We start from the raw sequence: 23250 nt of genomic DNA on the forward strand, positions 1-23250 counted from the left end.
ATCCTGCGCGTCAGATAGCATCCTCCGGCAGATTCAGATCGCGTCCGCGCGTTTCCGGTGCCACGAAGGTGGTGAGGAAACCGATGGTCGCCATGGCCGAGAAGTACACGGCAATCGGCCACCAGTGGCCGGTAAACGACAGCAGCGCCGCCGCCACCAGCGGTGCGGTGCCTCCTGAAAGGATAGACCCCAGCTCTTTGGCAACTGCCATTTTGGTGTAACGGTGTTTGACGCCAAACATCTCCACGCCCCACGCCGCCTGCACACCAAAGATGCCCAGCGACGCCAGCGCCATCCCCACCACAATCACCGGAATCACGATGGCCGGCTCGCGGCTGTCCATCAGGCTAAAGGCGGGCCAGGCGTAAACCATCAGTAACAGGCAGAAGCCGCGATAGGTGATGCGTCGGCCAAAGCGGTCCGACAGCCAGCCGGCAAACGGGATGATCAGGAAACCGAGCAGCGAGGCGATGAACACCGCGGTGGTCGGCACCGATTTGTCCAGCATCAGCACTTTGGCGACGTAGCCGACGATAAAGCCCTGTGCCAGATAGGACGGGCCGTTCTCACCGATGCGCAGGCCCACCATGGTCCAGAAGGCGCGGCTGCGCTGCCAGAAGCTGCGGCTGTCGGGTTGCGTCGCGCTTTGCGCCAGCGTTTCATGGCGCTGCGCCTGCAGTTCCGCCTGCTGACGCTCAAACACCGGCGTTTCACGCAGATGACGGCGAATCCACAGCGCGACCGCAGCAATCAACACGCTGCTGAGGAACGGAATACGCCAGCCCCAGTCGAGCAGCGTGGCTTTATCCATCTGAATCACCGCCAGCCACACCAGCGACGCAATCAGCGTGCCGCTGTTGGAACCAAGCGCAATCACCGACGACACCAGGCCACGGCGCTCAACCGGCGCGTATTCACCCAGCATCACCGTGCCGCCCGAGAGCTCTGCGCCGGCGCCCAGCCCCTGTGTGAAACGCAGCAGCACCAGGCAGGCCGGCGCCCACAGACCAATCGTTGCATAGGAAGGAATCAGGCCGATCAGCGTGGTCGAAGCGCCCATCAGAATGATGGTGCTGATCATCACTACCTTGCGGCCCTTGCGATCGCCAATCCAGCCAAACAGCAGCGCCCCGATCGGGCGCGCAATAAAGCCGACCGACCAGGTGGCAAAGCTGGAGAGCAGCGCCATTGCCGGGGTGGCTTCGGGGAAGAATACATCGCCAAAAATGATGCCGGCAGCAAGGCCATACAGGGCGAAATCCGCGTATTCCATCGCGGTGCCCAGCCAGCAGGAGAAGGTGGCGCGCCAGAAATCTTTGCGCCCGGTGGTGGTTTCCAGCCGCGCATCGGCGGCGGAAGCGGGTGAACCTTGTTGCGTAACGGAGTGATGTACCGTCATAACCATTTCCCTGAAAGAGGTGAAAACAGTAAACGCCCATCCGTGGGTCGGTTCCCTGGCAACAAGCGGAACTCCCCGGTGGCGACGTTCAGTAGGCAAACCTGGATGAAAGGTCAGTAAAGAATTCCCTGGTGTTGGAATTCATCTATTTGCCTGATTTCGCCGATGTTTTTTTCATCGATCGCATTAGCACGGCAAATGTAACTGGGTCATCTCAAGGCCAACTTCGTCTCTGGCACCGTGAGTTGTCACTGTGAAGACAGTCTATCTACGCGCGTAGATAAATCAAGTGATCAACAGGAAAATAATTAACTTATCTTCACAATGGTGCAGGAGAAAAAGATAAAAACGGCGTTAATTCATGACATTACATTACAGCCAGCGTCATTAAAAAATCCACGCACGCTGCGTGATTAACGACTATTGCTTATCATTGGCAAAAACGGCGACCAAACTTTCACCGCGCCGTTTTCGCACATTTCAGTTAAGTTTTGATGACACCCGGGCATTATTCTTAAAACCGCCCGGGCCGCGCGAAATCCTGCGTGCCTGCAGTAGACTGGATGACCTTCACTCAGGAGCATTATGACCATTATCCTCATGCGACACGGCAAGCCAGACCATCCGGTAAGCGGGCGCTTTACGGCGCGGGCGCTGGCGGACTGGTGTGAAGGCTACGACCAGGCGGTGATTTGTGATGCGCCGCCGCCGCGCAGTATGGCGATTGCGCGCATGGCCAGCGTGATTGCCTGCAGTCCGTTGCCGCGCGCGCGTTCGTCGCTGGCGCGGCTTGGCCTGCAGGCGCAGGACGTGGATGAGGTGTTCAGTGAAGTGGCGATGCCGCTGCTGCCGTTTGCGCGCCTGCATCTGCCGCTGACGCTGTGGCTGGCGCTGCTGCGCCTGCTGTGGCTGTGCGGTTACGCCGGGCGCGTGGAATCAGTGCAGCATGCCCGGCAGCGCGCGCAGCGGGCGGCAGACAAACTGATTGCCCTGTCGCAACAGGGCACGGTGCTGCTGGTGGGCCACGGTATTATGAACAAACTGATTGCGCGCCAACTGCGCAAGCGCGGCTGGCAGGCAGAAAAACACGCCAGCAGCCGCCACTGGAGCAGCGCGATTTATCACCGGCCGTTTATTTGATGGCGGCCGTCGCACTCAGGACGACAGCTGAAAGTAGCTCAGGACTTCGCAGCCGGTGCCAGCCTGCGGCGTGGCGATGACCTTCATCTGCGTCAGATCGATCAGGCTAAGCGAACCGTCACCCTGATTAGCGATCAGCAGGCTGCGGTTATCGGCGCTAAAACAGCCATCCATCGGCTGATTGCCGACCGCAACGTCACCCAATGGATTAAGCAAGTCGTCAAACAGCGTCACCACTCCTTCCCCGTCGCCAATCGCCACCAGCCGCTCACCGTTGGCGCTGAAGCGCACCACCTGGCACGGCTGCTGATGGCCGGGCAGCGTGATGCGCTGGCGGATACGATGGCTCTGACGATCCACCACGTACAGCAGCGGCGCGTCTGCCGCGCTGGCCACCAGATAGGGGTGCTTTGGCGAGGCGGCAATGCCGGCAATCGGTCCTGGCAGCAGGATGTTATCAATGATGCGCCCTTCCGCCTCGCACAGATCCACCACCGTGATGCTGGCGTCCTCTTCGTTTTCAGTAAACAGCTTGCGGCCGCTGGGCGACAGCGTCAGCCGGTGCGCGTTGTGCGACGGCAGCCGGATGGTTTTCTCCAGCGTGTCGCTGTGCGGCTCAATCACCGCCACCGCCGCGCTGTACTCACAGCACAGATACACTTTGCCATCGCGCCCCAGCTGGCCGCTGTGCGGTGCCTTGAGCGGTGACAGATCGATAAAGCCGCGAATCTGCCGCCGGCGCAAATCGATAATCGCCACCTTGTGCCCCGGATGCGGATTGTCGCCGTGGACGCCATCACCGTAGATCGGCACATACGCCTTCTCCAGCGCGGGCAGCATCAGCAGCTCATGCGGTCGCGGCGGTAAGGCATTCAGCTCCTGCTCAACGGCGAAGCTGTCGGGATTGAGAAACAGCACGCGGTTGCCCTGCTTATCAACCGCCAGTAACCCACGCTTGTGTGGCTGCATAGTGCCTCCTTTTTTTCGTTGCCTGCTCTAAGCGTAGCTAACCTGCCTGCGCGTTGGGCAAGCGGCGGCCAGGCCAGGGGAAAATACAGCGCCGTTAACGGACCGCCGATCGCTCATTTTTATTCCGCGCCGCGGCCTGCGCCTGCAGAGGGTTATTTTATTAGGAATAGTCTTAATCGAGCAAAAATAAAAAACGCACTTCCTCATCATTTTATTGATACCTCTTTTTAGCCATCCCGGATCCCGGCATTTCCGGTAAATCTGAAAGCGAAAAAAATTCGTAGCCTTGCCGCTGCGGATCGATTATTAAGCAAGGGTAGTCTTTTTACACACAGCCGTCAGGACACATAAGCGCGCTCAAGCCGCCAGCATCAGGGAATCCTTGCTCCCCATAATCACAATAATCAGGTGCATCATGACAAAAAAACGTCTCCAGCCAGCCCTTACGCTCTGGCAACACTGGCAGAGAATCGCCTTTACCGGCCAGACATTACTGCAGAAAAAACAGCATACTGCGCTCTGCGCGCCGGAATATGATCCCAGCGAAGAGGACAATATCGTGTTGCTTTCGGGTGAGAAAGCGCTGCCGGAAATACCCAAAAAAATCTGGATGTACTGGGACAATGAATATTTACCGAAATCGATGGCGTTAAATATCCAGCAGCTGCGTCAGGATAATCCCGACCATCAGGTGTATGTATTAAACCGTTTAACGCTTAAAGAAGTCCTGCCGGATTTTATTTTTACCTCGACACAATTAAGTGAGCAGCAAAAAAGTGAAGTCATTCGCCTCGAATTATTATTACGCTACGGCGGAATTGCGATTGACTGCAGCACACTGTTATTTGAAGACCTGAGCTGGGTGCACCATGCGCATCAGGAACGTCGCATGGATGTGATTGGCTATTACCGCGAAATTGCCACCGTCAACTATCTGGCACCGGTGATTGAAAACTGGTTTCTCGCCGCTGCGCCCAATAATCCTTTTATTCGCGAGTGGCAAAAACAGTACGCGCCGATCAAGCATCTGGGGGCGCACAACTATTTTAATGAGCTGGCAAAGCGCGATGATTTTGCCCTGCTGACGCAGAAAATCGCCGAGCCGGCTCAGCAGCTGGGTTCGCTGGCGCAGCAGGCGGCGATGCGCGAACATCGCCGCGTGAACCTGTATCTGCGTAAATGCGAGGCCAACGCCTATTACTATCAGCGGCTGAACAACTGGCAAAGTGATGCCTTTGCGCACACGGTGCTGTTCCATCAGCGCCCGCATACGCCGCCGCCGGTGATCAAGCTGAGCGGCATTGAGCAGCTGCATCTCGACTTCAATCTGCGTCTCGGTAACTACAACCGTCGCAGCCTGCTGGGAGCGATGATGCAGCCCAGCGCACCGCTCAGCGCGCCGCTGGCCTCACCCATCAACAAAGCGCGTGCGTAGCCAGTGGATAAAGGTGGTGACGGCACGCGGCACCTGCGCTGCGTAAGGCCGCACCACCCACAGGCGGTCGGCAAAGGCATCGACCGCCTGCCACTCCGGCAGCACCTGCTGCAGCGTGCCGCTGGCCAGCGCCGCGCTGGCGCTGAAGTCCGGCAGCATGGCAATGCCCAGCCCCTGCAGCGCAGCGTCACGAATCGACTCGCTGTTATTAGTGGCGAAATTACCCTGAATCTTCACCTGCACCGTTTCGCTGTCATCGCTGTGCAGACGAAAGCGCCACTGCGGCGACTCCAGCCCGCGCGGATAATAGAGGCAGTTATGCTGCTGCAGCGCCTGCGGCGTATCTGGCGTGCCGTGACGGGTCAGATAGTCCGGCGCGGCCACCAGTAGCGTGCGCGTTTCACACAGCGGCAGCGCGACGTGCGTTTCCGGCAGCTGCTGGCTGTGGCGAATGGCGAGATCGAATCCTTCGCTGCCCAGCGACACCAGCCGATCGCTGACGTTGAGCTGCAACCGCACCTGCGGATAGTCGCGCAGAAAGTCGCCGATAATCGGCACCAGTTGCTGCCGGGCAAACGCCACCGGCGCGCTGATGCGCACCAGACCGCGCACCGGCCCGGCTTCGTCACGCACGCTAAAGAAGCTCTGCGCGATGCGCGCAAACGGCTCACGCAGGTCGTCCACCAGCTTTTCACCGGCCGACGTCAGCCGCACGCTGCGCGTGGTGCGCTGCACCAGCGCCACGCCCGCCATCTGCTCCAGCTCTTTGATTTTCTGGCTCATCGCCGCTTTACTGACATCCAGGCGTTCAGCCGCGCGGGTAAAACTGCCCTGTTCCGCCAGTACCGTCAGCCAGTGCAAATGCACCCAGAGTGCATCGGTTTTAATTTCTTTCATCAGGATTGTTCAAAATAATAAATAATCATTTTAATCAGCGCGCTTTTTCTTTCCGGCAGCAAGCGGCAGCATAGCGTTTCATCCTACTCTTTCCGCGTGGGCAAAAACGAGGATTTATTGATGCCGTTACTGACTTTTGATGTTATTCAGGGCCGTTCTGAAGCAGAGATTCGCACCTTACTCGACGCCGCGCATCGCGCAGTACTCACGGCATTTAAGGTTCCGGCGCGCGATCGTTACCAGATTGTTCATGAAAACAAGCGTTATCAGATGGTCTTTCAGGATACCGGGCTGGGCTTTGCGCGCAGCGACAATCTGGTGATGGTACGCGTGTACACCAGCCCAAGAAGTGAAGAACAGAAAACGCACTTCATGGCAGAGTTAGCGCGCGAGTTGCGGGAGAATTGTGGCGTGCAGGGCAACGATCTGATGATCAGTTTTATCACCAACAGCAAAGGTGACTGGAGCTTTGCCGACGGCGAAGCGCAGTATCTCACCGGTAAGTTGTAACGCCCGCGCGCGCCCTGGCTGGCAGCAGCGCGCCGGTTGCTGCCAGACTAAATCAGACTCCGCCTAAACCCGCCTTAAACGATTCGCAATGCATCGCACAAATCTGGTTGGATGTGTTGCAGCCCTGTGACAGCCAATATAGATTGACGCAAAACCCCCGCAGAGGGCCGCAGACGCAGGTAACGCGTTCTTTTTACTTAATGTGAGGATCTGCCGTTGGAGTTGCTTTCAATAGTGCTCTTTTTGGCTGCGATCGCAGTCTATTCGTTTAAAGCCGGGCGAAATAAATTCTGGTTTATCCTGATCTTGCTGCTGCTCACCCTGTTCATCGTGCTCAACGCCACGCTGTATGCCAGTAACTATTTTACCGGCGATGGCATCAACGATGCGGTGCTCTACACCCTGACCAACAGCCTGACCGGCGCGGGCGTGAGCAAATATGTGGTACCGGCGCTTGGCTTGATCATCGGCCTGTTTTTACTGTTTTGTTTTCTCTCCTGGGTGCTGCGCCGGCATAAACGTCCGCATCATCTCGGCTGGAGCCTGCTGGCGATCGCCTGTGCTGCCGGCTCGGTGCAAACCACGCCGGCGTTTCGCCAGGTGAAAGAGCTGATCGCCTCCCACGCGCGCCAGGCCGACTCGGATTTCGAAACCTATTACAAAACGCCGAACAAGCAGATTAACGCGCCGAAGCTCAACCTGGTGTATATCTACGGCGAAAGCCTTGAGCGCACCTACTTCAATCAACAGGCTTTTCCTGGCCTGGCACCGGAACTCAGCCGCGAAAAAGATCACAGCATTGACTTCAGCAACACCGAGCAACTGCCCGGCACCGATTACACCATCGCCGGCATGGTAGCGTCGCAGTGCGGTATTCCGCTATTTGCGCCGTTCGACGGCAACGCCTCGGCTTCGCTTTCCAGCTTCTATCCGCAAAATATCTGCCTCGGCGATATCCTCAAACACTCCGGCTATGAGAACTGGTTTATTCAGGGCGCAGACCTGCGCTTTGCCGGTAAAGACACTTTTTTGCTGTCACACGGTTTTGACGCCGCCAATATGTACGGCTCGCAGGAGCTGAAGAGCCGCGTCGCCGACCCCAGCTACCGTAACAACTGGGGCTTTTACGACGATACGGTGATGGATGAAGTGTTTGAAAAGTATGAGGAGCTGTCGCGTCAGCAGAAACGCTTTGCGCTGTTTACGCTCACCGTGGACACCCATCATCCGGACGGCTTTATTTCGCGCAGCTGTCAGCGCAAAAGTTACAGCTATGACGGCAAACCCAATCAGTCGTTTAGCGCGGTGGCCTGTTCCCAGGAGCACGTGGCGCGCCTGATTGCCCGCATCAAAGCCTCGCCGTGGTTTAAAAACACCGTGATTGTGGTGAGTTCCGATCATCTGGCGATGAATAACACGGCGCATCAGTATCTGATCAAGCAGCCGCGCCGCGATCTGTTTATGGTGATCCGTGGCGATCAGCCGCAGGCCGAGGTGCTGGACGGCAAGCGCAGCACGCTGGATAACGGCGCCACGGTGCTGGATATTCTCGGCGGGGATAACGCGATTGGCCTTGGCCGCAGCGGGCTGTCTTCGGCCTCGCTCTCCAGCCAGTTCGATGACATGGCGAAGAAGGTCACGGCGTGGAAAGCCGATATCATTCAGCTGTGGAATTTCCCCCGCCAGATGAAGACGTTCACCATCGACCAGCCCAAAAATACCTTTAGCTTCTCGGGCGCGACGTTCAGGCTGCCGATCCTGTTCCGCGTATCCGATCATCAGGTAGAGCCGCTGCCGGAAGGCGAATACGCCGCGCCGCTGCGCTTCCAGCTGGCCGATTTTGCCGCCAGCGATAAGTTTGTCTGGGTCGATCGCTGCTTCAAAATGGGCCGGCTGTGGCAGCCGGCGCTGGCGCTGTCGACCGATCTCTGTCTGGCGATGGGCCAGACCGGCGGACAACCCACGGTGACGCGCATCGACCAGCCGGTGTGGCAGGGCAAAGCGCAGTTCCCGCAGGTGAAAGTCAGCGCGGTGACCTATCAGCTCAACGAACAGCAAATGCGCATCGAGGATAATGCCATTCGCTACCAGGCGGACAGCTTCCTTCTGACCGTGCCGGGCGCGCCAGCCAGCGTGAAGCGCTTTAGCGGTATTTCACGGCCGGAAAGCTGGGGGCGCTGGTCGAACGCCAACCTCGCGCCGGAGGTGAACATTGAATATGTCGATCCGCTGCCGGCGCGTTTTGACGTAGTGATCACCGCACGCGCCTATGGGGCTAACGCCCATCGACCGATTCCGGTGCGCGTCGGCGAGCAAGTGCAGCAGCTCAATCTGGGTGACGCGTTCTCCACGCAAACGCTGCATTTCACCAACCCCGGCGCCAGCCGCAACCTGATCATCACGCCGCCAGAACCACAGCTGTCTAATCTCGGCAACATTACCGGTCAGGATCCACGCAAACTTGGTATCGGCATGGCGGAGATAAAAATAATTCCGCAGCCCGAAAATTGATAAAAATGCGTGCCAGACCAGGGCCTGCCAGCGTGCAGGCCCTTTTTATTGCCGCTTAGCGTTACTCTTTGTACGAATTGATATTTTTCGAGACGTCGCGCAAAATCCACATCATCACATGGTGCAACTATCACCACCTGGACAACCTTGCAGGCAACAGGAAAGGCGACCAGGAGCAACAGGGATGATACCGACGATGATGAACACCCATAAGGCATTCAAAGCGCTGCAGCAGGCGGGCGTGGCCGATCACCAGGCCGAAGTGATGGTCGACATTTTTGCCGAAATGCAGCAGGAAAACAGCCTGACCAAAACGCACCTTTCGCAGGCCATGGAAGGCGTGATGCGGGCAAATCACGCCACCGCGCAGCGTGTCGATAAACTGGCACAGAGCCTCAGGCATTTTGAAAATGAGGTCCGCCATACGTTTAAAGCCATTGAGCTGCGGTTTGACAACGTCGATGAGCAATTCCGGAAAATTGATCAACGCTTTGAACAAATCGATCAACGCTTCGAAAAGGTGGATGCGCAATTCAGATCAATCGATAAACGCTTTGAAAAAGTGGATGCGCAATTCAGAACAATCGATCAACGTTTTGAACAAATCGATGAACAATTCAGGAAAATTGATCAACGCTTTGAAAAGATGGATGAGCAATTCAGGAAAATCGCTCAACGCTTTGAACAAATCGATGAGCAATTCAGGAAAATCGATCAACGCTTTGAACAAATCGATGAGCAATTCAGGAAAATCGATCAGCGTTTTGAACAAATCGATGAGCGATTCAGGCAAATTGATAAACGCTTTGAAAAGATGGATGAGCAATTCAGGCAAATTGATAAACGCTTTGAAAAAGTGGATGAGCGCCTGCTGGATCTCGACCATCGCATGCAGCTCGGTTTCAATGAGCTCAAACGCGATAATCTCTGGCATCGGCGGCTGATGATGGCGATGGCCAGCGCCTTTGTGTTGTCAGCCGCCAAATATATTTTTGCCGGTTAGCCGGGTAGCCAGCCCGACGCGCGCGTCAGGCCTGACGTAATGTCTCCAGCCTGGCGCGTTGTTGCCCGCGAGCGTCGAAATTGTCTGCCGCCAGCCAGCGCTCAAAGCCCAGCTTCACCTGCGGCCATTCGCTGTCGATGATAGAGAACCAGGCGGTATCCCGGCTGCGATTTTTATACACCACCACCTGACGAAACGTGCCTTCATAACGGAAGCCCAGCCGCAGTGCGGCGTTGTACGACGGCTGGTTACAGCTATCGCATTTCCACTCGTAGCGACGATAGCCGAGTTGTTCGAAGGCGTAACGCATCAGCAGATAGTGGGCTTCGGTGGCCATGCGGGTTTGCTTCAGCAACGGAGAGAACACCACAAAGCCGACCTCCATCACGCCGTGCTGCGGTTCAATGCGCATCAGCGCCAGCGAGCCGACCGCCTGCCCGCTTTGCCGGTCAATAACCGCGAAGTGCAGGTAATCCGGACTCTGCTGGCACTGCTGCGCAAACGCCAGATAAGACGCTTCATCGTCAAAGCGCCCGACCGGCAGCCAGGTCCAGTCGCGGTCATCTTCCGCCAGCGCATAAGCCGCATACAGCTCGCGACCGTGACGTGCGGCATCCAGCGGCTCCAGCCGGCAATACTGGCCGGTGAAAATCTGCCCCTGCGGCAGCGGGCGCGGCTGCCACGCCTCCAGCGCCGGGCCGATGGGTTGTCCATAACGATTGGTCTGCGATGACATACGGCGATTCCTTCTGTGTGAGAGTGACAGCGTGCAGCGTGCCACTTTGCTGGTTCCGGAAAAAGCGCCACAATGTGACAAATCGATAGATCCACGGAGGCGCCGATGCGCGCATTAAACCGGCATTCGCTGCTGCTGGAACCGCTAGAGGCCGACGGCAGCCTGACACTGCAACAGCAGCTGTATCAGCGGCTGCGCCAGGCGATACTGAATGGTCAGCTGGCGGCGGGCACGCGCCTGCCGGCGACCCGCCAGCTGGCGGCTGAACTGCAGGTGTCGCGCAATACGGTGATCGCCGTCTGGTCACAGCTGCAGGCGGAAGGATTTATCCTCAGCGACCGCCAGGGAAGCCGCGTCAGCCGACTGGCGCACACGCCGCTGCCAGCGCAGGCGTCCGACGACAGCGCCGACTGGCCGGTTTCCGCGCGCGCTGCCGGGTTGCACTCGCTGCATCGCCTCTCCAGCCAGGAGTTGGCGCTGCGCCCGAGCACGCCGGCGCTGGCGCATTTCCCGCTGGCACAGTGGCGTCGCGCGCTCAATCAAACCGCGCAGCAGGCACAGCTGCTGGGCTACGGCGATCCGCTGGGTGAGCTGGCGCTGCGTGAGGCGCTGGCGCAGCATCTGGCGCTGGCGCGCGGCGTGCGCTGTGCGCCGCAGCAGATTGTGATTACCGAAGGCGCGCAGCAGGCGCTGACGCTGTGCGTCGCGCTGCTCACCAATCGTGGTGACACCGGCTGGGTGGAAGAGCCGGGCTATCGCGGCGCCAAAGCAGCGATGCGCCTCGGCGATCTGCAGATCGAGCCGATTGCGGTGGATGCACAGGGACTGGCACCGACAGCGCAGGACTGGCAGCAGCGCCCGCCGCGGCTGATTTACACCACGCCGACGCATCAGTATCCCACCGGCGCGATCATGAGCGCCGCGCGCCGGCTGGCGCTGCTGGCGGCGGCACAGCGGCATCAGGCATGGATTATCGAAGATGATTACGACAGCGATTTTCGCTACAGCGGCGAGCCCATCGCCGCGATGCAGGGCATGGCGCAGCCGACGCCGGTGATTTACATCAGCTCCTTCAGCAAAACCCTGTTTCCGGCGCTGCGCATCGGCTACATGGTACTGCCGGCCCCGCTACTGCCGCGGCTGCGGCCGGCCTTGCATGAGCTGTTACGCGGCGGTAACCGGCCGGAACAGCAGGCGCTGGCGCTGTTTTTACGCAGCGGGGATTTCAATCGCCACCTGAGCAAAATGCGCCGTCTGTATCGTCAGCGGCAGGCCACGCTGCGGGCTGCGCTCCAGGAGACGTTTGGTGCTCAGGTGCCGCTGCTGGGCGGTGAGTGCGGTATGCATCTGGTGTTGCCGCTGGCGGATACGGTGGATGATGTGGCGCTGACGGCGCAGTTGTTTCGCCATGGCTATGCGCCTGGCGCGCTGTCCGGCTTTTATCTGGGCGGGCAAAAACAGCAGGGACTGGTGCTGGGATACGGTAATACCAGCACCAGTCAGATAATGGCAGGCGTGGCGCAGTTAGCGCGCCTGCTGCCGGGCATTAACCCTTGAAGAAAATGTCGCCGGATTTGCCCATCACGATCTTGCCGCTGTCGTCGGTGATCAGGATGTAGTTAGCGTTGATGTAAGCCCAGTGCGTGCCTTCCTGCGGTGCAGGCAGGTGGCGCGGCTGCCACTCAACGATGGTGTACTGCTTTTTACGGTACTCATCCGGCACGACGTCACCGACTTTATACTCTTTGTAATCGATGATGATAGTGTGCAGATCGTAATTATTGGCGGCGGATGGCGCTTCACCCGGACCGTTTTGTGACGGACGAATCGGCGCGACATCGCCACTGGATTCTGCCGGTTCACTGCTGGCGGGCGCATCGCTGGTGGCCGCTGGCGCTGAGGCGTCAGGTGCGGTTTGCTGCACCTGCGGCGGCATCGGTACGCTATCGGTTTGCTCACCTTCTGCCAGTGCTGCTGGCGTCAGGCTTAAAGCGCCCAGAAAAATTCCTGCTGAAAGAAGGGTGACGTGTGTCCTGCGCATTGGTGATTTCCACTCTGGTTAATTATTTAACTGTCCCATTTACTGACAAGCGCCACGTGCGGAAGGTTCCCGCGCCGCGCTTTGCGCGTCAAATTTCGCTCCACAGCATACCTCAGGCGGCGCGCTTTGCTGAGCAGCAAAATTGCAAGCAACCGTGTTCAGCACCCGGCGATCTTTACGCGCCAAATCACGCAGCAGCGCAATGCCGAGATAGTTGCTCCAGTTGAAGGCGTTTTGCAGCACCACGATGGCATTGCCGTGGGCGCGATCGTAGCCAATAAAGCTGGCATAACCGCCAATATACCCCACCTGATAAGTGATCTGCTGCTGACCATAGGTATCGGTTACCCAGGCGATATTCTGCGCCTGATTGCCATGCTGCTCATAAGGATGATTGACCTGCGCCAGCGCCTGGCCGAGCGCGCCCTGTGCATCGCTGTGCAGATGCGCATCGAGGTAGCGAATCAGATCGCGCGCATTGCTGTACAGGCTGGCGGCCGCCACCATATTGCCGCGAAAGGCCCAGTCCGGCGTCAGCTGACCGCGCGCGATCAGTTTCGGCTGATCGCCGGCGTGGCCCAGCGCGCGCCACGGATAGCCGCGCAGGGTTTGTGGATGGAAGCTGCTGCTGGTCATGCCGAGCGGACCAAACAGCTGATGCTGCGCCAGCGTTTCAATGTCCTGATGCAGGCGATGCTGCAGAATATAGCCCAGCAGCGTATAGCCGAGATTGGAGTACTGCGCCGCCGGGTGCGCGGGGGCGCTGAAATCGGCCAGATAACTCAGCACGGCATCGCTATCCAGATTGCCGTAAAAATTTTCGCCGCTGCGCAGGTAAGCCATAAATTTCAGGAACATCGGCAGATCCATATCCTGACGCGGCAGCCCTGAGGTGTGCGTGACCAGCTGCAGCAGCGTGATACGTTTTGCATCCTCACTCAGCGGCACGCCGCGCGGCAGCAGCGTGGCCAGCGTGTCGTTCCAGTGCAGCTCGCCGCGATCCACCAGCCCGATAATGACCTCTGCGGTAACGCCTTTGCTCAGCGAGCCCAGCGCAAACAGCGTATCCGGCGTGATGGGATAACGCTGACGCGCATCGGTGACGCCATAGCTGTAAAACTGCGGCGCGCCGCGCTGGTGAATAATGGCGATGCTGATGCCCGCTACCTGCTTTTGCTGCATGTAGTGGCGCACAATGTCATCGACGTTTTCATGGAAGGAGGCGTGGGAAAGGTATACGCGATCGCCCACCGGCGCGGACGTTTGCGACAGCGTTCCGCAGCCGCTGAGCAGCAGACACAGGGCTGACAGCCGCAGGTGCAACCATGCGCGAGAAAGCGTCAGCCGCTGAAGTCTGACGAAGCGGGAAATAGCCATCAATTGATAAGTTATTTTTTATGTTATGCAGCAGGTGCCACTGGTGTTGGTGGCGAAATATACCACAGAACAGCGGGTGCGCCACCTGTCAGCCGCAGGTGGCGCCGGGCATTATTGATTAACCGGGATAACCGATCCTTTGTAGTGCTGGTTGATAAATTCAGCAGTTTGCTTTGATTCGAGATCTTTCGCTAACGCGAGAATGCGCGGGTCGCTGGCCAGCTTTGGCGTGGTGACCAGCACGTTGGCATACGGATTATCCTTTGCCTGTTCCAGCGCCAGCGCGTCTTTTGACGGCACCAGCCCGGCCTGCAGGGCATAGTTACCGTTAATAATCGCCAGCTGCGCATCATCCAGCGCGCGCGGCAGCTGCGGCGCTTCAACTTCAATGATCTTCAGATGGTGCGGGTTGTCACTGATGTCCGCCGTGGTCACCAGCGTACTGGCACTGCGGCTTTTCAGCGTAATCAGGCCGTTGGCCTGTAGTAGATAGAGCGCGCGGCTCAGGTTAGTGACGTTGTTGGGCACCGCCGCCTGCGCGCCATCCGGCAAATCTTTCAGAGATTTCACTTTGTGCGAATAAATCCCGAGTGGCTCAATATGCACGGTCGCCACCACGGTAAATTTTTCGCCCAGCGCTTTTTCCTGATCGCGCAGATAAGGCACATGCTGGAAATAGTTGGCATCGACGTCGCCACGCGCCAGCAGCTCGTTGGCGTTTAAATTGCCGTTAAGCTCGATGACCTTCAGGTCGAGCTGTTTGTCGGTTTGTTTGATGTAGTTGAGGATCTCACTGTGCGGCACCGGATCGGCGGCCACGCGCAGTGCCGCGGCGGACGCCACGCTGCTGAACAGGGCCATCAGGGCCAGTGACGCTATCATCGTTTTCTGCATGGGCTTTCCTTACGTTTCTTATGATTTCACTGTGCTTAATGCATCAGCGTAATAGCGCTGCGCCACATCGCGATGGGAACGCAGACGCCCTTTGAGGTAGTTCCAGCCCACTTCGCGCAGCAGCGGATTGTCAGGATCGCTGGTCGGGCCGTGGGCTTCTGCCGCCAGCTGCGGCGGCAGCTGATACAGCGGTACTTCGGCGTCCAGCTGCGCACCGAGGAAAAAAGCGATTGACACGCGTTCACGATTAGCCGGCGGCGACACCACGCGGTGCACGGTGGCGCGCAGATACCCATTGCTGGCAATCTCCAGCAGTTCGCCGATGTTGACCACAAACGCGCCCGGCTTGGGCAGCGCATCCACCCAGTGACCGGGTGACACTTCCACCTGCAAACCGGGCTGATCGTCCTGCAGCAAAAAGGTGAGGAAGCCGGAGTCTTTGTGCGCGCCGACGCCCTGCTGGCTGGCTTCTGCCGCCTGGCCGGGATAACGAATCAGCTTGATGTGCTCATTGGGCTGGGTGCCATACAGCGCGTCGAACGCATCCGGCGGCAGCGCCAGCGCTTTAGCAAAGGCCCGCAGCAGGCGCAGCGCGATGGCGGTCATCGCCTGCTGCCAGGCGTGCATCACCGGACGCAATTGCGGTAACGCCTCCGGCCATAAGTTGGGGCCCTGCAGCCGTTTCCACGCCGGATCGCCCGGCTGCAGCGTCAGCGCCGCGCGTTCGGCACCGATATCAAACTGTTCACGCTGACCGCGCTGGTCGCGGGTGTATTCCACACCGGCATGGTTGTAGCCGCGAAAATGCGGCGAGTGGATCATCGCCACGCGCTGCTTCTCCGCCTGCGGCAGGGCAAAAAACGCCCGCGTGATACTCTGCACGTTGTGCAGCAGTTGCGGGTTGATGCCGTGATTAACCAGATAGAAGAAACCGACGTCACGCGCGGTCTCCCGCAGCTGCGCCAGATAAGCTGCCTGCTCTGCGTCGGGTAGTTCCAGCAGGGCCAGATCCAGTACTGGCAGGGTATCCGCCATGATGTTGTCTCCTCGCTATCGGTAAATCCTGCGTTTACGCTGACATTCGCCGCCGTTTCCCGCCAATACTGTTGCGCAATAAGTTATGGCGATTCCTTTTTAGGCGCACTTCGGCTATCGATATGCAAAAAGCGGTAAATCAGGCGCGCTGCCGCTATAATCGCGCCCAGCAATTTTTGCCCACCAATGCACACCGCAGGAGACGCCGGATGAATCAGGGTCCGTTAACCGAAAAAGAGCTGAACTGGCTTGATGACATGCTGGAAAAATATGGCAACGAACACTCCGTGGTGGACACCGCCGAACTGGACGGCATGCTGACCGCCCTGCTCTCCGGCCCGAACGATATCGAACCGAGCGAATGGCTGGTGGCGATCTGGGGCGGTGAGAAGAAGATTCCTCAGTGGGCGAACGCGCGCGAAATGGACCGCTTCATGGCGCTGACTTTCCAGCACTTCAACGACATCGCCGAGCGGCTGGCGGAGTACCCGGAGCAGTTCGATCCGCTGTTCGGCGAGCAGGAGATGGAAGGCCAGCTGTTTACCGTGGTGGAAGACTGGTGCTACGGCTATATGCGCGGCGTGGCGCTGGATGCAGACTGGTCGCAGCTGCCGGCGGCACAGCAACCGGCGCTGCAGGCGATTGCGCTGCACGGCAGTGAAGCGCAGCTGGCGCAGCGTGAAGCCTTCACCCCGGACGCGTTTGAGGCCAGCATCGAGGCGATTCGTCCGGCGGCGCTGGAACTGCACGAATACTGGCAGGAACAGCGCATGGCGCAGCCCGATCCGGCTCCGCAGCTGCCGCATTTTGCCGGTGAAAAAACCGGCCGCAACGATCCCTGCCCGTGCGGCAGCGGCAAAAAGTTTAAGCAGTGCTGCCTGAATAAAGCCTGAGACGCTCACGTCTATGCAGGCCAGCGCTAAAACTGGCCTGCGCACCGCGTTATTTCCCGGACGCGAGAAACTCCATCACCGCCGCATTCAGCGGCGCAGGGCACTCTTCAGGTAACCAGTGACCGCAGCCAGGTAACACTTTGCCGGTGACCTGCGAGGCGTAGCGGCTGACCACCTGCTGCTCATAAGCACCCAGTCCGCCGTGACCGCCACCGCCAATCGCCAGCATCGGCACAGCAATTTTCTCGCGGGAGAGCTCTTTATTGTCCGCCACTCCCTGATTCAGCACCCGGTAATATTCAAAGGCGGCGTTCAGGCTGTGCGGTTTTGCATAGGATTTGCTGTAGAGATCCAGCAGCGCCGGGGTGAACACCGCTTTGTTGGCGGCATGTTCTTTGATGAAATGCTCGAAGAACAGACGCTCTTTACCGGCGATCAGCTGTTCAGCCAGCTGTCCCTGCGCCGCAAAGAAGCTGAAGTGCCACACCAGGGATTCGCCTTCGGGCGTAAAGGCCGGGAACTGATAGATACTTTCATCCGGGATTGGCGCTTCCATAAAGATGGCGCGGCGGATGCTGTCCTGATGTTTCACCAGCAGCGGATAGGTATTCCAGATGCCAATGTCGTGCGCCACCAGATCGAACTTTTTGCCGCCGGCGAACTGTTGTGCCAGCTGATAAAGCAGCGGCGCGACATCGGTGGCGCGATACGAATGCGGCACGTCAGACTGCCCCAGCCCCGGCAGATCCACCGCCACGACGGTGTGGTTTTTTGCCAGTTCCGGCATCAGCTGGTGCCACTCGTACCACGTCTGTCCGAAACCGTGCACCAGATACACCAGCGGTCCGCTGCCGCCCTTCACATAATGCAGGCGTACGCCATCCACAGTTTGATAGCTGCTGGTGAAACCGGCGGGCAGCGGGAATTCATCCGCGGCGGTGCTGGCGGCGGAAAACAGCGCGGCCGAGGCAAGCAGCAGGGTTAACAGTAATTTTTTGAACACGTGATTGATCTCCATTTTGTCATAATGCCATTTAAAACAGTGGGTTAAATTTTTTAAGTCAGCCCGGCAGGTCAGTGACCTTGTACGCGCTGGTGCCGCGCGCCGGCCTGGAAACCGTGCTGACGCGCCTGCAGTGCGATGAGAAAGCCAACCGCCAGCAGCAACAGCAGCGCCAGCGGGAAAGACGCCACGCCCCAATGGGTAAGCAACACGCCACCGGCCAGACCGCCGCCGGCAATCGCGCTGTTCCACACCACCACATTCATCGACAGCGCCACATCCGCGCCCTCGCCTGCCGCATCCGCCAGCGCCGTTTGCAGCAGCGTGGCCGCCCCGCCAAACGTCAGTCCCCACAGCGCCACGCCGACATAAACCAGCAGCGGCAAGCGCGCCAGCCAGATGAACAGCAGCGAGACCAGCGCAAACAGCGCCAGACTGCCGAGCACGGCGACGCGCAGGTGGTGATCGACGAGGCGACCGGCCAGGCCGATAGCCGCCAGCGCCGCGATGCCAAACACCAGCAGCACGCTGTCCACCTGTCCGGCGAGGCCCGCCTGGGTAACGAACGGCGCGATGTAGGTGTAAAGAATGTTGTGCGCCGTCATCCACGCCAGCACCACGCCCAGCACCGGACGCACGCCTGGCGTCATGAACACTGTGCGCAGCGGCAGACGCTGATCGCTGCTTTGTCCCGGATAGTCAGGCACCCGCAGCAGCACCCAGCCGATCAGCAGCAGCGTCAGCGCTGACATGATGCCGAACGCCGTGCGCCAGCCCACCGCCGTGCCCAGCCAGGTGCCGACGGGAACACCCAGCGCAAGCGCAATCGGCGTGCCGACCATCGCCACGGCGAGCGCTTTGCCCTGCTGATGGACCGGCACCATGCGCCGCGCATAGCCGGCCAGCAGGCTCCAGGCGAGTCCCGCCGCTGCACCGGCGAAAAAGCGCGCCACCAGCGTCAGTGCGAAGTGGGTCGAGAACGTGGTGATGGAGTTGAAAATCAGGAAACCGACGATAGCCAGCAACAGCACGTTACGGCGGCGCCAGCCCTGGGTGGCGATGGTCAGTGGAATCGCCGCCAGCAGCGAGCCAAGCGCATAAACGGTTACGGTCTGCCCGGCCAGCGCGGTGGAAATGCCGAGGCCCGCCGCCATCTGCGGCAGCAGTCCGGCCGGTAAGGTTTCGGTGATGATGCAGATAAAACCGGTCATGGCCAGCGCCAGCAGCGCGCCCAGCGGTAGCGGCCGGGTTTTATCCGCGGCGGTATTCAAAGTCGTCACAATCAGCGTTCCCGATGTCATCAGCGTGCAGGTGAGGCGCGCGCCTGTCGTTAAAATTATATGTACCGATCAGTATATAAAGTGGCGAAGTGCGATAACCTGTTACGGCTTAAGGACACACTACCGCGGATACGCTATCCGCCGCCCGCAGGCACAAATATATACTGATCGATACATTAATTGACGCGCGAGACCGTTGTCAACGACTTATGTATCGATTAGTATTTAAGCATTGAGCTTAACGGAGCACTGAGATGGCCACTATGGGACGGCCGCGTACGTTCGATCGTGATGCGGCCATTGAACAAGCGATGAAGATTTTCTGGCAGCACGGTTATGAGTCGACATCGTTAACGCAGCTGAAGGCGGGAATTGCCGGCGGTATTTCCGCACCGAGCTTCTACGCGGCCTTTGGCTCGAAGCAGGCGCTGTTTCAGGAGTGTGTGCAGCGCTATCTGTCGACTTACGCGCAGGTGGTGGAGCCGCTGTGGGATAACAGCCTGCCGCCCCGCACCGCGATGGAGACCGCGCTGCGGCGCTCTGCCAGCATGCAGTGTGAGTCCGGCCATCCGCTGGGATGTATGGTCGGCCTGGGCGTGATGAGTGCGCCTTCCGCCGAACACGCGGATGTCACCCAGCCGCTGGCGCGCTCACGCGCCCGCACGCTGGCAGGCATGACGGCCTGCGTGCAGCGCGGCATCGACAGCGGCGAACTGCGCGCCAACACTGATGCCGCCGCCCTCGCCATCGCCCTCGACGCTTTTCTGCTGGGCGTGTCGGTGCTGGTGCGCGATGGCGTCAACGGCGCGCAGATCGATACCGCCATCGCCCACGTCATGGCCGCGTGGGACGCGGCAAAATCCGTGACGGATTAAGCATCCCTGCCGCCCGGCGTTGCGCGCTGAGCATTACCCCGCCGGTTTGACTTCGGTGACCAGCGTTGGCAGCTGCCATGCGCCGCCGGCGCGGATGGCACGACACATACCGGTGGTGGCCTCGCTGCTCTGGACAAACTGGCGGCCATCCCACACCCATGCAGCGGTGCTCCAGCAGTCACCAATGCCGCGCCCTTTCTGCGCTTCGCTGATCACGCCGTCGTGATAATCAGATCCGGAATCGGTGATCAGCTGCGGCGTGCCCTGCAGCGCGTTATCCAGCAGCCAGAAACCGTAGCCTTCGTTGTAAGCCCCGCGCCAGCACAGCGCGGCAATCAGCACGTGCTGCGCATCCACCGGCGTCAGCGTAGGCGGTTCTGCGCCCTCTTCCGGCTGATCGTCGGACGGCGCGAGATTGTCACAGCTGTCGTCATCGGTCAGCGAGGCAATCAGCTTTGGCTTGACCTGCGCCAGTTCGTCCGGCGTCAGCGGGCGCGGCGCGGCTTTTAGCACATGGACCTGCTGGATCACCGGCATCGCCACTGCCGCCGGTACGCTGGCTTCCGGCTGGTTGCCCTTGCGCACCAGCGCGCCCGGCGTGTTCAGCCGTCCCTGCGCCTCATCCATTTTTAACAGCGTGGCAAAGGCCCCGTTGCCGGAGAGCTCAAACGGCTCGGCCGCACCGCGAAACTCCACTCTGGCGCTGCCTTTGATGGCGGCGATCAGCGCCTGGGTCTGTGCGTCGCTCAGCGTCCACTCATCGTTCTCCGCTTTGCTGACCTCGCCCAGCGCGCGATCGTCAATCCACAGCGCCAGCGCATTCACCTGCTGCGCATCATCGTCGCCGGTATCGGCCAGCACCACGCGCCCGTGCGTCAGGCTGTCTGGCCCGCCGGCGCGCGTCAGCAGCACCGATCCGCCCGCGCCTTCTTCGGCGCTGTAGCCGGCGGCGCGGCAGGTCAGCGTATTATCACAAGCCAGCTCCCAGTCTTTATGGCTAAACGAGACGCCTTCGTCGGCCCACAACGGCGTGCTCAGGCTGGCGAACAGCGTCAGCGCCAGCAGCAATCGGCTTTTCATGCCATCTCTCCCTAATGGTAAAGGTGGCTAGTGTGATGATTTTTGCGGCGCGGGAGAAGTGAATTTTTTGCGGCGGGTCTTATTCCATCGCTGCCTGTGGTTGTGGCTGACGCGCCATCAGGCTCAGCGCCACCAGCATCGCCAGCGCCACGGCAATCGCGCCGGCGAGATACACCGAAGCCACGCCGCGGTGGGCGGCCAGCGCGCCCGCCAGCGGACTGGTGACTGCCAGCGCGATATCGAGAAACGCCACGTAAGCCCCCATCGCCAGGCTGCGGGTGTGCGGCGGCGCACGGCGCACCGCTTCCACGCCGAACGCCGGAAAGGCCAGCGAATAGCCAAAACCGGTCAGCGCCGCGCCGAAATAAACCAGCGTCGCGCTATCCGCGCGCCAAATCAGCAGCTGACCGCAGGCTTCAATCAGCACGCATACCAGCGCGACACGCGCGCCGCCCAGCTTATCCGGCAGATGGGCAAAGAACAGACGCGCCGCGATAAACGCCACGCCAAACGCGGTGAACGCCAGCGACGCGTTGCCCCAGGCCCTGGCCGCAAACAGCAGCGCGATAAAAGCAGTAATCATGCCAAAGCCGACGCTGGCGAGCGCCAGACCCAGTCCCGGCCGCCACACCGCGCCCATGACTTTGTAGAACGGCGTGCGTTTGGTCGAGGTCGGCGCGACGGCGCGCACCTGGGTGATAAACATCAGCGGCAGCAGCGGTACCAAGATGATCGCCATGGCGATGCCGGTGAAGTGCCAGCCGTGATAAATCGCCACGCCCAGCGGCGCACCCAGCGCCCAGGCGCCGTAAATCGCGATACCGATCCACGCCATCACTTTACCGGCATTGGCCGGCCCCACCAGCCCGAGTCCCCAGCCGAGCGCGCCAGTGGCCAGCAGGCTCTCGCCCAGCGCCAGCACCACACGCCCCAGCAGCAGAATGGCCACCGAGCTGGCAGGCCGATCAATGAACAGCAGCGAAATCAGATAGATCACGCCGGAACTCGCCACCACTAACAGCCCGGTCAGCACCGCGCGTTTCGCGCCGCGCATATCGGCGAAGTTGCCCGCCCACGAACGCGTCAGCAGCGATGCGATAAACTGCGCGCCGATGACCGTGCCGATCGCCAGCGTATCCATGCCGAGGTTCTGCTGCAGATGCAGCGGCAGCACCGGCAGCTGCATCCCCATGGTGAGAAAAGCGATAAACACCGCCAGCGTCACCGGCAGCAAGGTGATAAATACATTATTTTTCATCGATATAATCCAGAAAAACTGCCGCGCGCAGCGGCAGCGTGATATCAGAGATGGGTGTAATAGGCAGGCGTATCGAGCTCGCTCAGCAGGTCCGGGCGGGTTGCAGACCAGTCCAGCAGCGTGCGCGTGCGCTGGCTGGAGACCGCCATGTTGCCCGCCGCCATGTTGGCGAACCAGCCAAAGTGTGCCCGGTCGCGCTCGCCGCTGGGTAATCCGAGCTGGCGTCCAATCGTCTCCGCGATTGCGCGGAACGGCACCGCCTCATCGGCCACCGCGTGATAAACGCGTTCGGTGACGCCCTGCTCCAGCGCCAGCCGATAGACGCGCGCCGCATCGCGACGGTGCACGCCGGACCAGCAGTTCTCACCGCTGCCGCACCAGGCGGAAATCCCGCTCTCACGCGCCAGCCGCACCAGAATCGGCACGAAACCGTGGTCGCCGAGGCCATGTACCGACGGCGCCAGCCGCACTGTCGCCACGTGCACGCCGCGCTGTGATAGCGCCTGCGCCGCCGCTTCCGACTGACGCGGTGACACCGGCTGCGGCTGATCCAGCTCCGTCGCCCCGCGCGCCATACCGGACAGGCCGGACGTCACCAGCAGCATGCGATCCGATCCGGCAATCGCCTCGCCGAGCAGCTCGATCACCTGACGGTCCTGCTCGCAGTTCTGCACGAAGCGCGAGAAATCGTGGTTAAACGCGGTATGAATGATGGCGTCTGCGGATTGCGCGGCGTCACGCAGCACGTCAGCATCCTCCAGCGAACCGCGAATAACCTGTGCGCCAGTGACGGCCAGCGCCACGGCTTTTTCCGCCGAACGCGCCAGCCCTGTTACCTGATGGCCCGCCGCGATCAAATCTTCCACCACCGCTGAACCTACCCAGCCAGTGGCCCCGGTGACAAATATCTGCAT

21 protein-coding genes are annotated in these 23250 nt (G+C 59.9%); 8 read left to right on the forward strand and 13 right to left on the reverse strand.

Annotated elements, in window-relative coordinates:
* Positions 1 to 10: 10 nt before the first annotated feature.
* Positions 11 to 1399 carry an MFS transporter gene (locus C1Y42_RS13735; RefSeq protein WP_058771437.1) on the reverse strand — a complete coding sequence of 463 codons (1389 nt, stop codon included), beginning with the start codon at positions 1397 to 1399 and terminating at the stop codon, positions 11 to 13.
* 585 nt (positions 1400 to 1984) lie between these two features.
* Between C1Y42_RS13735 and C1Y42_RS13740 the strand changes: the two genes are divergently transcribed.
* A complete protein-coding gene (locus C1Y42_RS13740) occupies positions 1985 to 2539 on the forward strand; it encodes a histidine phosphatase family protein (RefSeq protein WP_021506764.1) in 555 nt (184 codons plus the stop codon).
* A gap of 15 nt (positions 2540 to 2554) precedes the next feature.
* Here the strand turns inward: C1Y42_RS13740 and C1Y42_RS13745 are convergent, their stop codons facing one another.
* Positions 2555 to 3508, reverse strand: a complete 954-nt coding sequence (locus C1Y42_RS13745; RefSeq protein WP_104093733.1) for a hypothetical protein — start codon at positions 3506 to 3508, stop codon at positions 2555 to 2557.
* Positions 3509 to 3923: 415 nt separating this feature from the next.
* Between C1Y42_RS13745 and C1Y42_RS13750 the strand changes: the two genes are divergently transcribed.
* Positions 3924 to 4943 (forward strand): glycosyltransferase family 32 protein, encoded by a 1020-nt coding sequence (locus C1Y42_RS13750; RefSeq protein ID WP_104093734.1) that lies wholly within the window; start codon positions 3924 to 3926, stop codon positions 4941 to 4943.
* Here C1Y42_RS13750 and C1Y42_RS13755 read toward each other — a convergent pair.
* Positions 4917 to 5840: a LysR family transcriptional regulator gene (locus tag C1Y42_RS13755; protein ID WP_021506761.1), complete on the reverse strand. Its 924-nt coding sequence runs from the start codon at positions 5838 to 5840 to the stop codon at positions 4917 to 4919. The genes C1Y42_RS13750 and C1Y42_RS13755 overlap by 27 nt on opposite strands.
* Before the next feature lie 120 nt (positions 5841 to 5960).
* Between C1Y42_RS13755 and C1Y42_RS13760 the strand changes: the two genes are divergently transcribed.
* The 3 genes from C1Y42_RS13760 to C1Y42_RS13770 all read left to right on the forward strand — a co-directional run bounded on the left by C1Y42_RS13760 (position 5961) and on the right by C1Y42_RS13770 (position 9864).
* A complete protein-coding gene (locus tag C1Y42_RS13760) occupies positions 5961 to 6350 on the forward strand; it encodes a tautomerase family protein (protein WP_021506760.1) in 390 nt (129 codons plus the stop codon).
* A gap of 210 nt (positions 6351 to 6560) precedes the next feature.
* Positions 6561 to 8861 carry a phosphatidylglycerol--membrane-oligosaccharide glycerophosphotransferase gene (gene opgB / locus C1Y42_RS13765; protein WP_104093735.1) on the forward strand — a complete coding sequence of 767 codons (2301 nt, stop codon included), beginning with the start codon at positions 6561 to 6563 and terminating at the stop codon, positions 8859 to 8861.
* Positions 8862 to 9045: 184 nt separating this feature from the next.
* A complete protein-coding gene (locus C1Y42_RS13770) occupies positions 9046 to 9864 on the forward strand; it encodes a hypothetical protein (protein ID WP_104093736.1) in 819 nt (272 codons plus the stop codon).
* Positions 9865 to 9889: 25 nt separating this feature from the next.
* On the opposite strand, the gene C1Y42_RS13775 is transcribed toward C1Y42_RS13770, so the two are convergent.
* Positions 9890 to 10600, reverse strand: coding sequence for a GNAT family N-acetyltransferase (locus C1Y42_RS13775; RefSeq protein WP_104093737.1), 711 nt, complete (start codon positions 10598 to 10600; stop codon positions 9890 to 9892).
* 105 nt (positions 10601 to 10705) lie between these two features.
* Here C1Y42_RS13775 and C1Y42_RS13780 point away from each other — a divergent pair, with 105 nt between their 5' ends.
* Positions 10706 to 12157, forward strand: coding sequence for a PLP-dependent aminotransferase family protein (locus C1Y42_RS13780; RefSeq protein WP_104093738.1), 1452 nt, complete (start codon positions 10706 to 10708; stop codon positions 12155 to 12157).
* Here C1Y42_RS13780 and C1Y42_RS13785 read toward each other — a convergent pair.
* The 4 genes from C1Y42_RS13785 to C1Y42_RS13800 form a co-directional block, all read right to left on the reverse strand.
* Positions 12147 to 12641 carry an RcnB family protein gene (locus C1Y42_RS13785; RefSeq protein ID WP_031279558.1) on the reverse strand — a complete coding sequence of 165 codons (495 nt, stop codon included), beginning with the start codon at positions 12639 to 12641 and terminating at the stop codon, positions 12147 to 12149. The two genes, C1Y42_RS13780 and C1Y42_RS13785, sit on opposite strands and share 11 nt — an antisense overlap.
* A 39-nt stretch (positions 12642 to 12680) precedes the next feature.
* Entirely contained in the window at positions 12681 to 14018 is a 1338-nt protein-coding gene (locus C1Y42_RS13790) for a serine hydrolase domain-containing protein (protein WP_370445706.1), read from the reverse strand.
* Positions 14019 to 14129: 111 nt separating this feature from the next.
* Positions 14130 to 14912: a MetQ/NlpA family ABC transporter substrate-binding protein gene (locus C1Y42_RS13795; RefSeq protein ID WP_104093739.1), complete on the reverse strand. Its 783-nt coding sequence runs from the start codon at positions 14910 to 14912 to the stop codon at positions 14130 to 14132.
* Positions 14913 to 14930: 18 nt separating this feature from the next.
* Positions 14931 to 15950 (reverse strand): isopenicillin N synthase family oxygenase, encoded by a 1020-nt coding sequence (locus tag C1Y42_RS13800; protein WP_233210727.1) that lies wholly within the window; start codon positions 15948 to 15950, stop codon positions 14931 to 14933.
* Between the two features lie 206 nt (positions 15951 to 16156).
* Here C1Y42_RS13800 and C1Y42_RS13805 point away from each other — a divergent pair, with 206 nt between their 5' ends.
* Positions 16157 to 16840 (forward strand): YecA family protein, encoded by a 684-nt coding sequence (locus C1Y42_RS13805; RefSeq protein WP_104093741.1) that lies wholly within the window; start codon positions 16157 to 16159, stop codon positions 16838 to 16840.
* Positions 16841 to 16889: 49 nt separating this feature from the next.
* On the opposite strand, the gene C1Y42_RS13810 is transcribed toward C1Y42_RS13805, so the two are convergent.
* Both C1Y42_RS13810 and C1Y42_RS13815 read right to left on the reverse strand, forming a co-directional pair.
* Positions 16890 to 17843 carry an alpha/beta fold hydrolase gene (locus C1Y42_RS13810; RefSeq protein ID WP_104093886.1) on the reverse strand — a complete coding sequence of 318 codons (954 nt, stop codon included), beginning with the start codon at positions 17841 to 17843 and terminating at the stop codon, positions 16890 to 16892.
* A 71-nt stretch (positions 17844 to 17914) separates the two neighbouring features.
* A complete protein-coding gene (locus tag C1Y42_RS13815) occupies positions 17915 to 19054 on the reverse strand; it encodes an MFS transporter (protein ID WP_233210728.1) in 1140 nt (379 codons plus the stop codon).
* Between the two features lie 323 nt (positions 19055 to 19377).
* Here C1Y42_RS13815 and C1Y42_RS13820 point away from each other — a divergent pair, with 323 nt between their 5' ends.
* Positions 19378 to 19998, forward strand: coding sequence for a TetR/AcrR family transcriptional regulator (locus C1Y42_RS13820; RefSeq protein WP_104093743.1), 621 nt, complete (start codon positions 19378 to 19380; stop codon positions 19996 to 19998).
* Between the two features lie 33 nt (positions 19999 to 20031).
* On the opposite strand, the gene C1Y42_RS13825 is transcribed toward C1Y42_RS13820, so the two are convergent.
* The 3 genes from C1Y42_RS13825 to C1Y42_RS13835 form a co-directional block, all read right to left on the reverse strand.
* Entirely contained in the window at positions 20032 to 21078 is a 1047-nt protein-coding gene (locus C1Y42_RS13825) for a DUF1176 domain-containing protein (protein ID WP_058776427.1), read from the reverse strand.
* A gap of 79 nt (positions 21079 to 21157) precedes the next feature.
* On the reverse strand, positions 21158 to 22336 hold the full coding sequence (locus C1Y42_RS13830; protein ID WP_104093744.1) for an arabinose transporter: 1179 nt from the start codon (positions 22334 to 22336) through the stop codon (positions 21158 to 21160).
* Positions 22337 to 22380: 44 nt separating this feature from the next.
* A complete protein-coding gene (locus C1Y42_RS13835; protein ID WP_104093745.1) occupies positions 22381 to 23250 on the reverse strand; it encodes an SDR family oxidoreductase in 870 nt (289 codons plus the stop codon).

Origin of the sequence: Pantoea sp. ICBG 985, from assembly GCF_002928365.1 — a bacterium.
GTDB classification, from domain to species: domain Bacteria; phylum Pseudomonadota; class Gammaproteobacteria; order Enterobacterales; family Enterobacteriaceae; genus Pantoea; species Pantoea dispersa.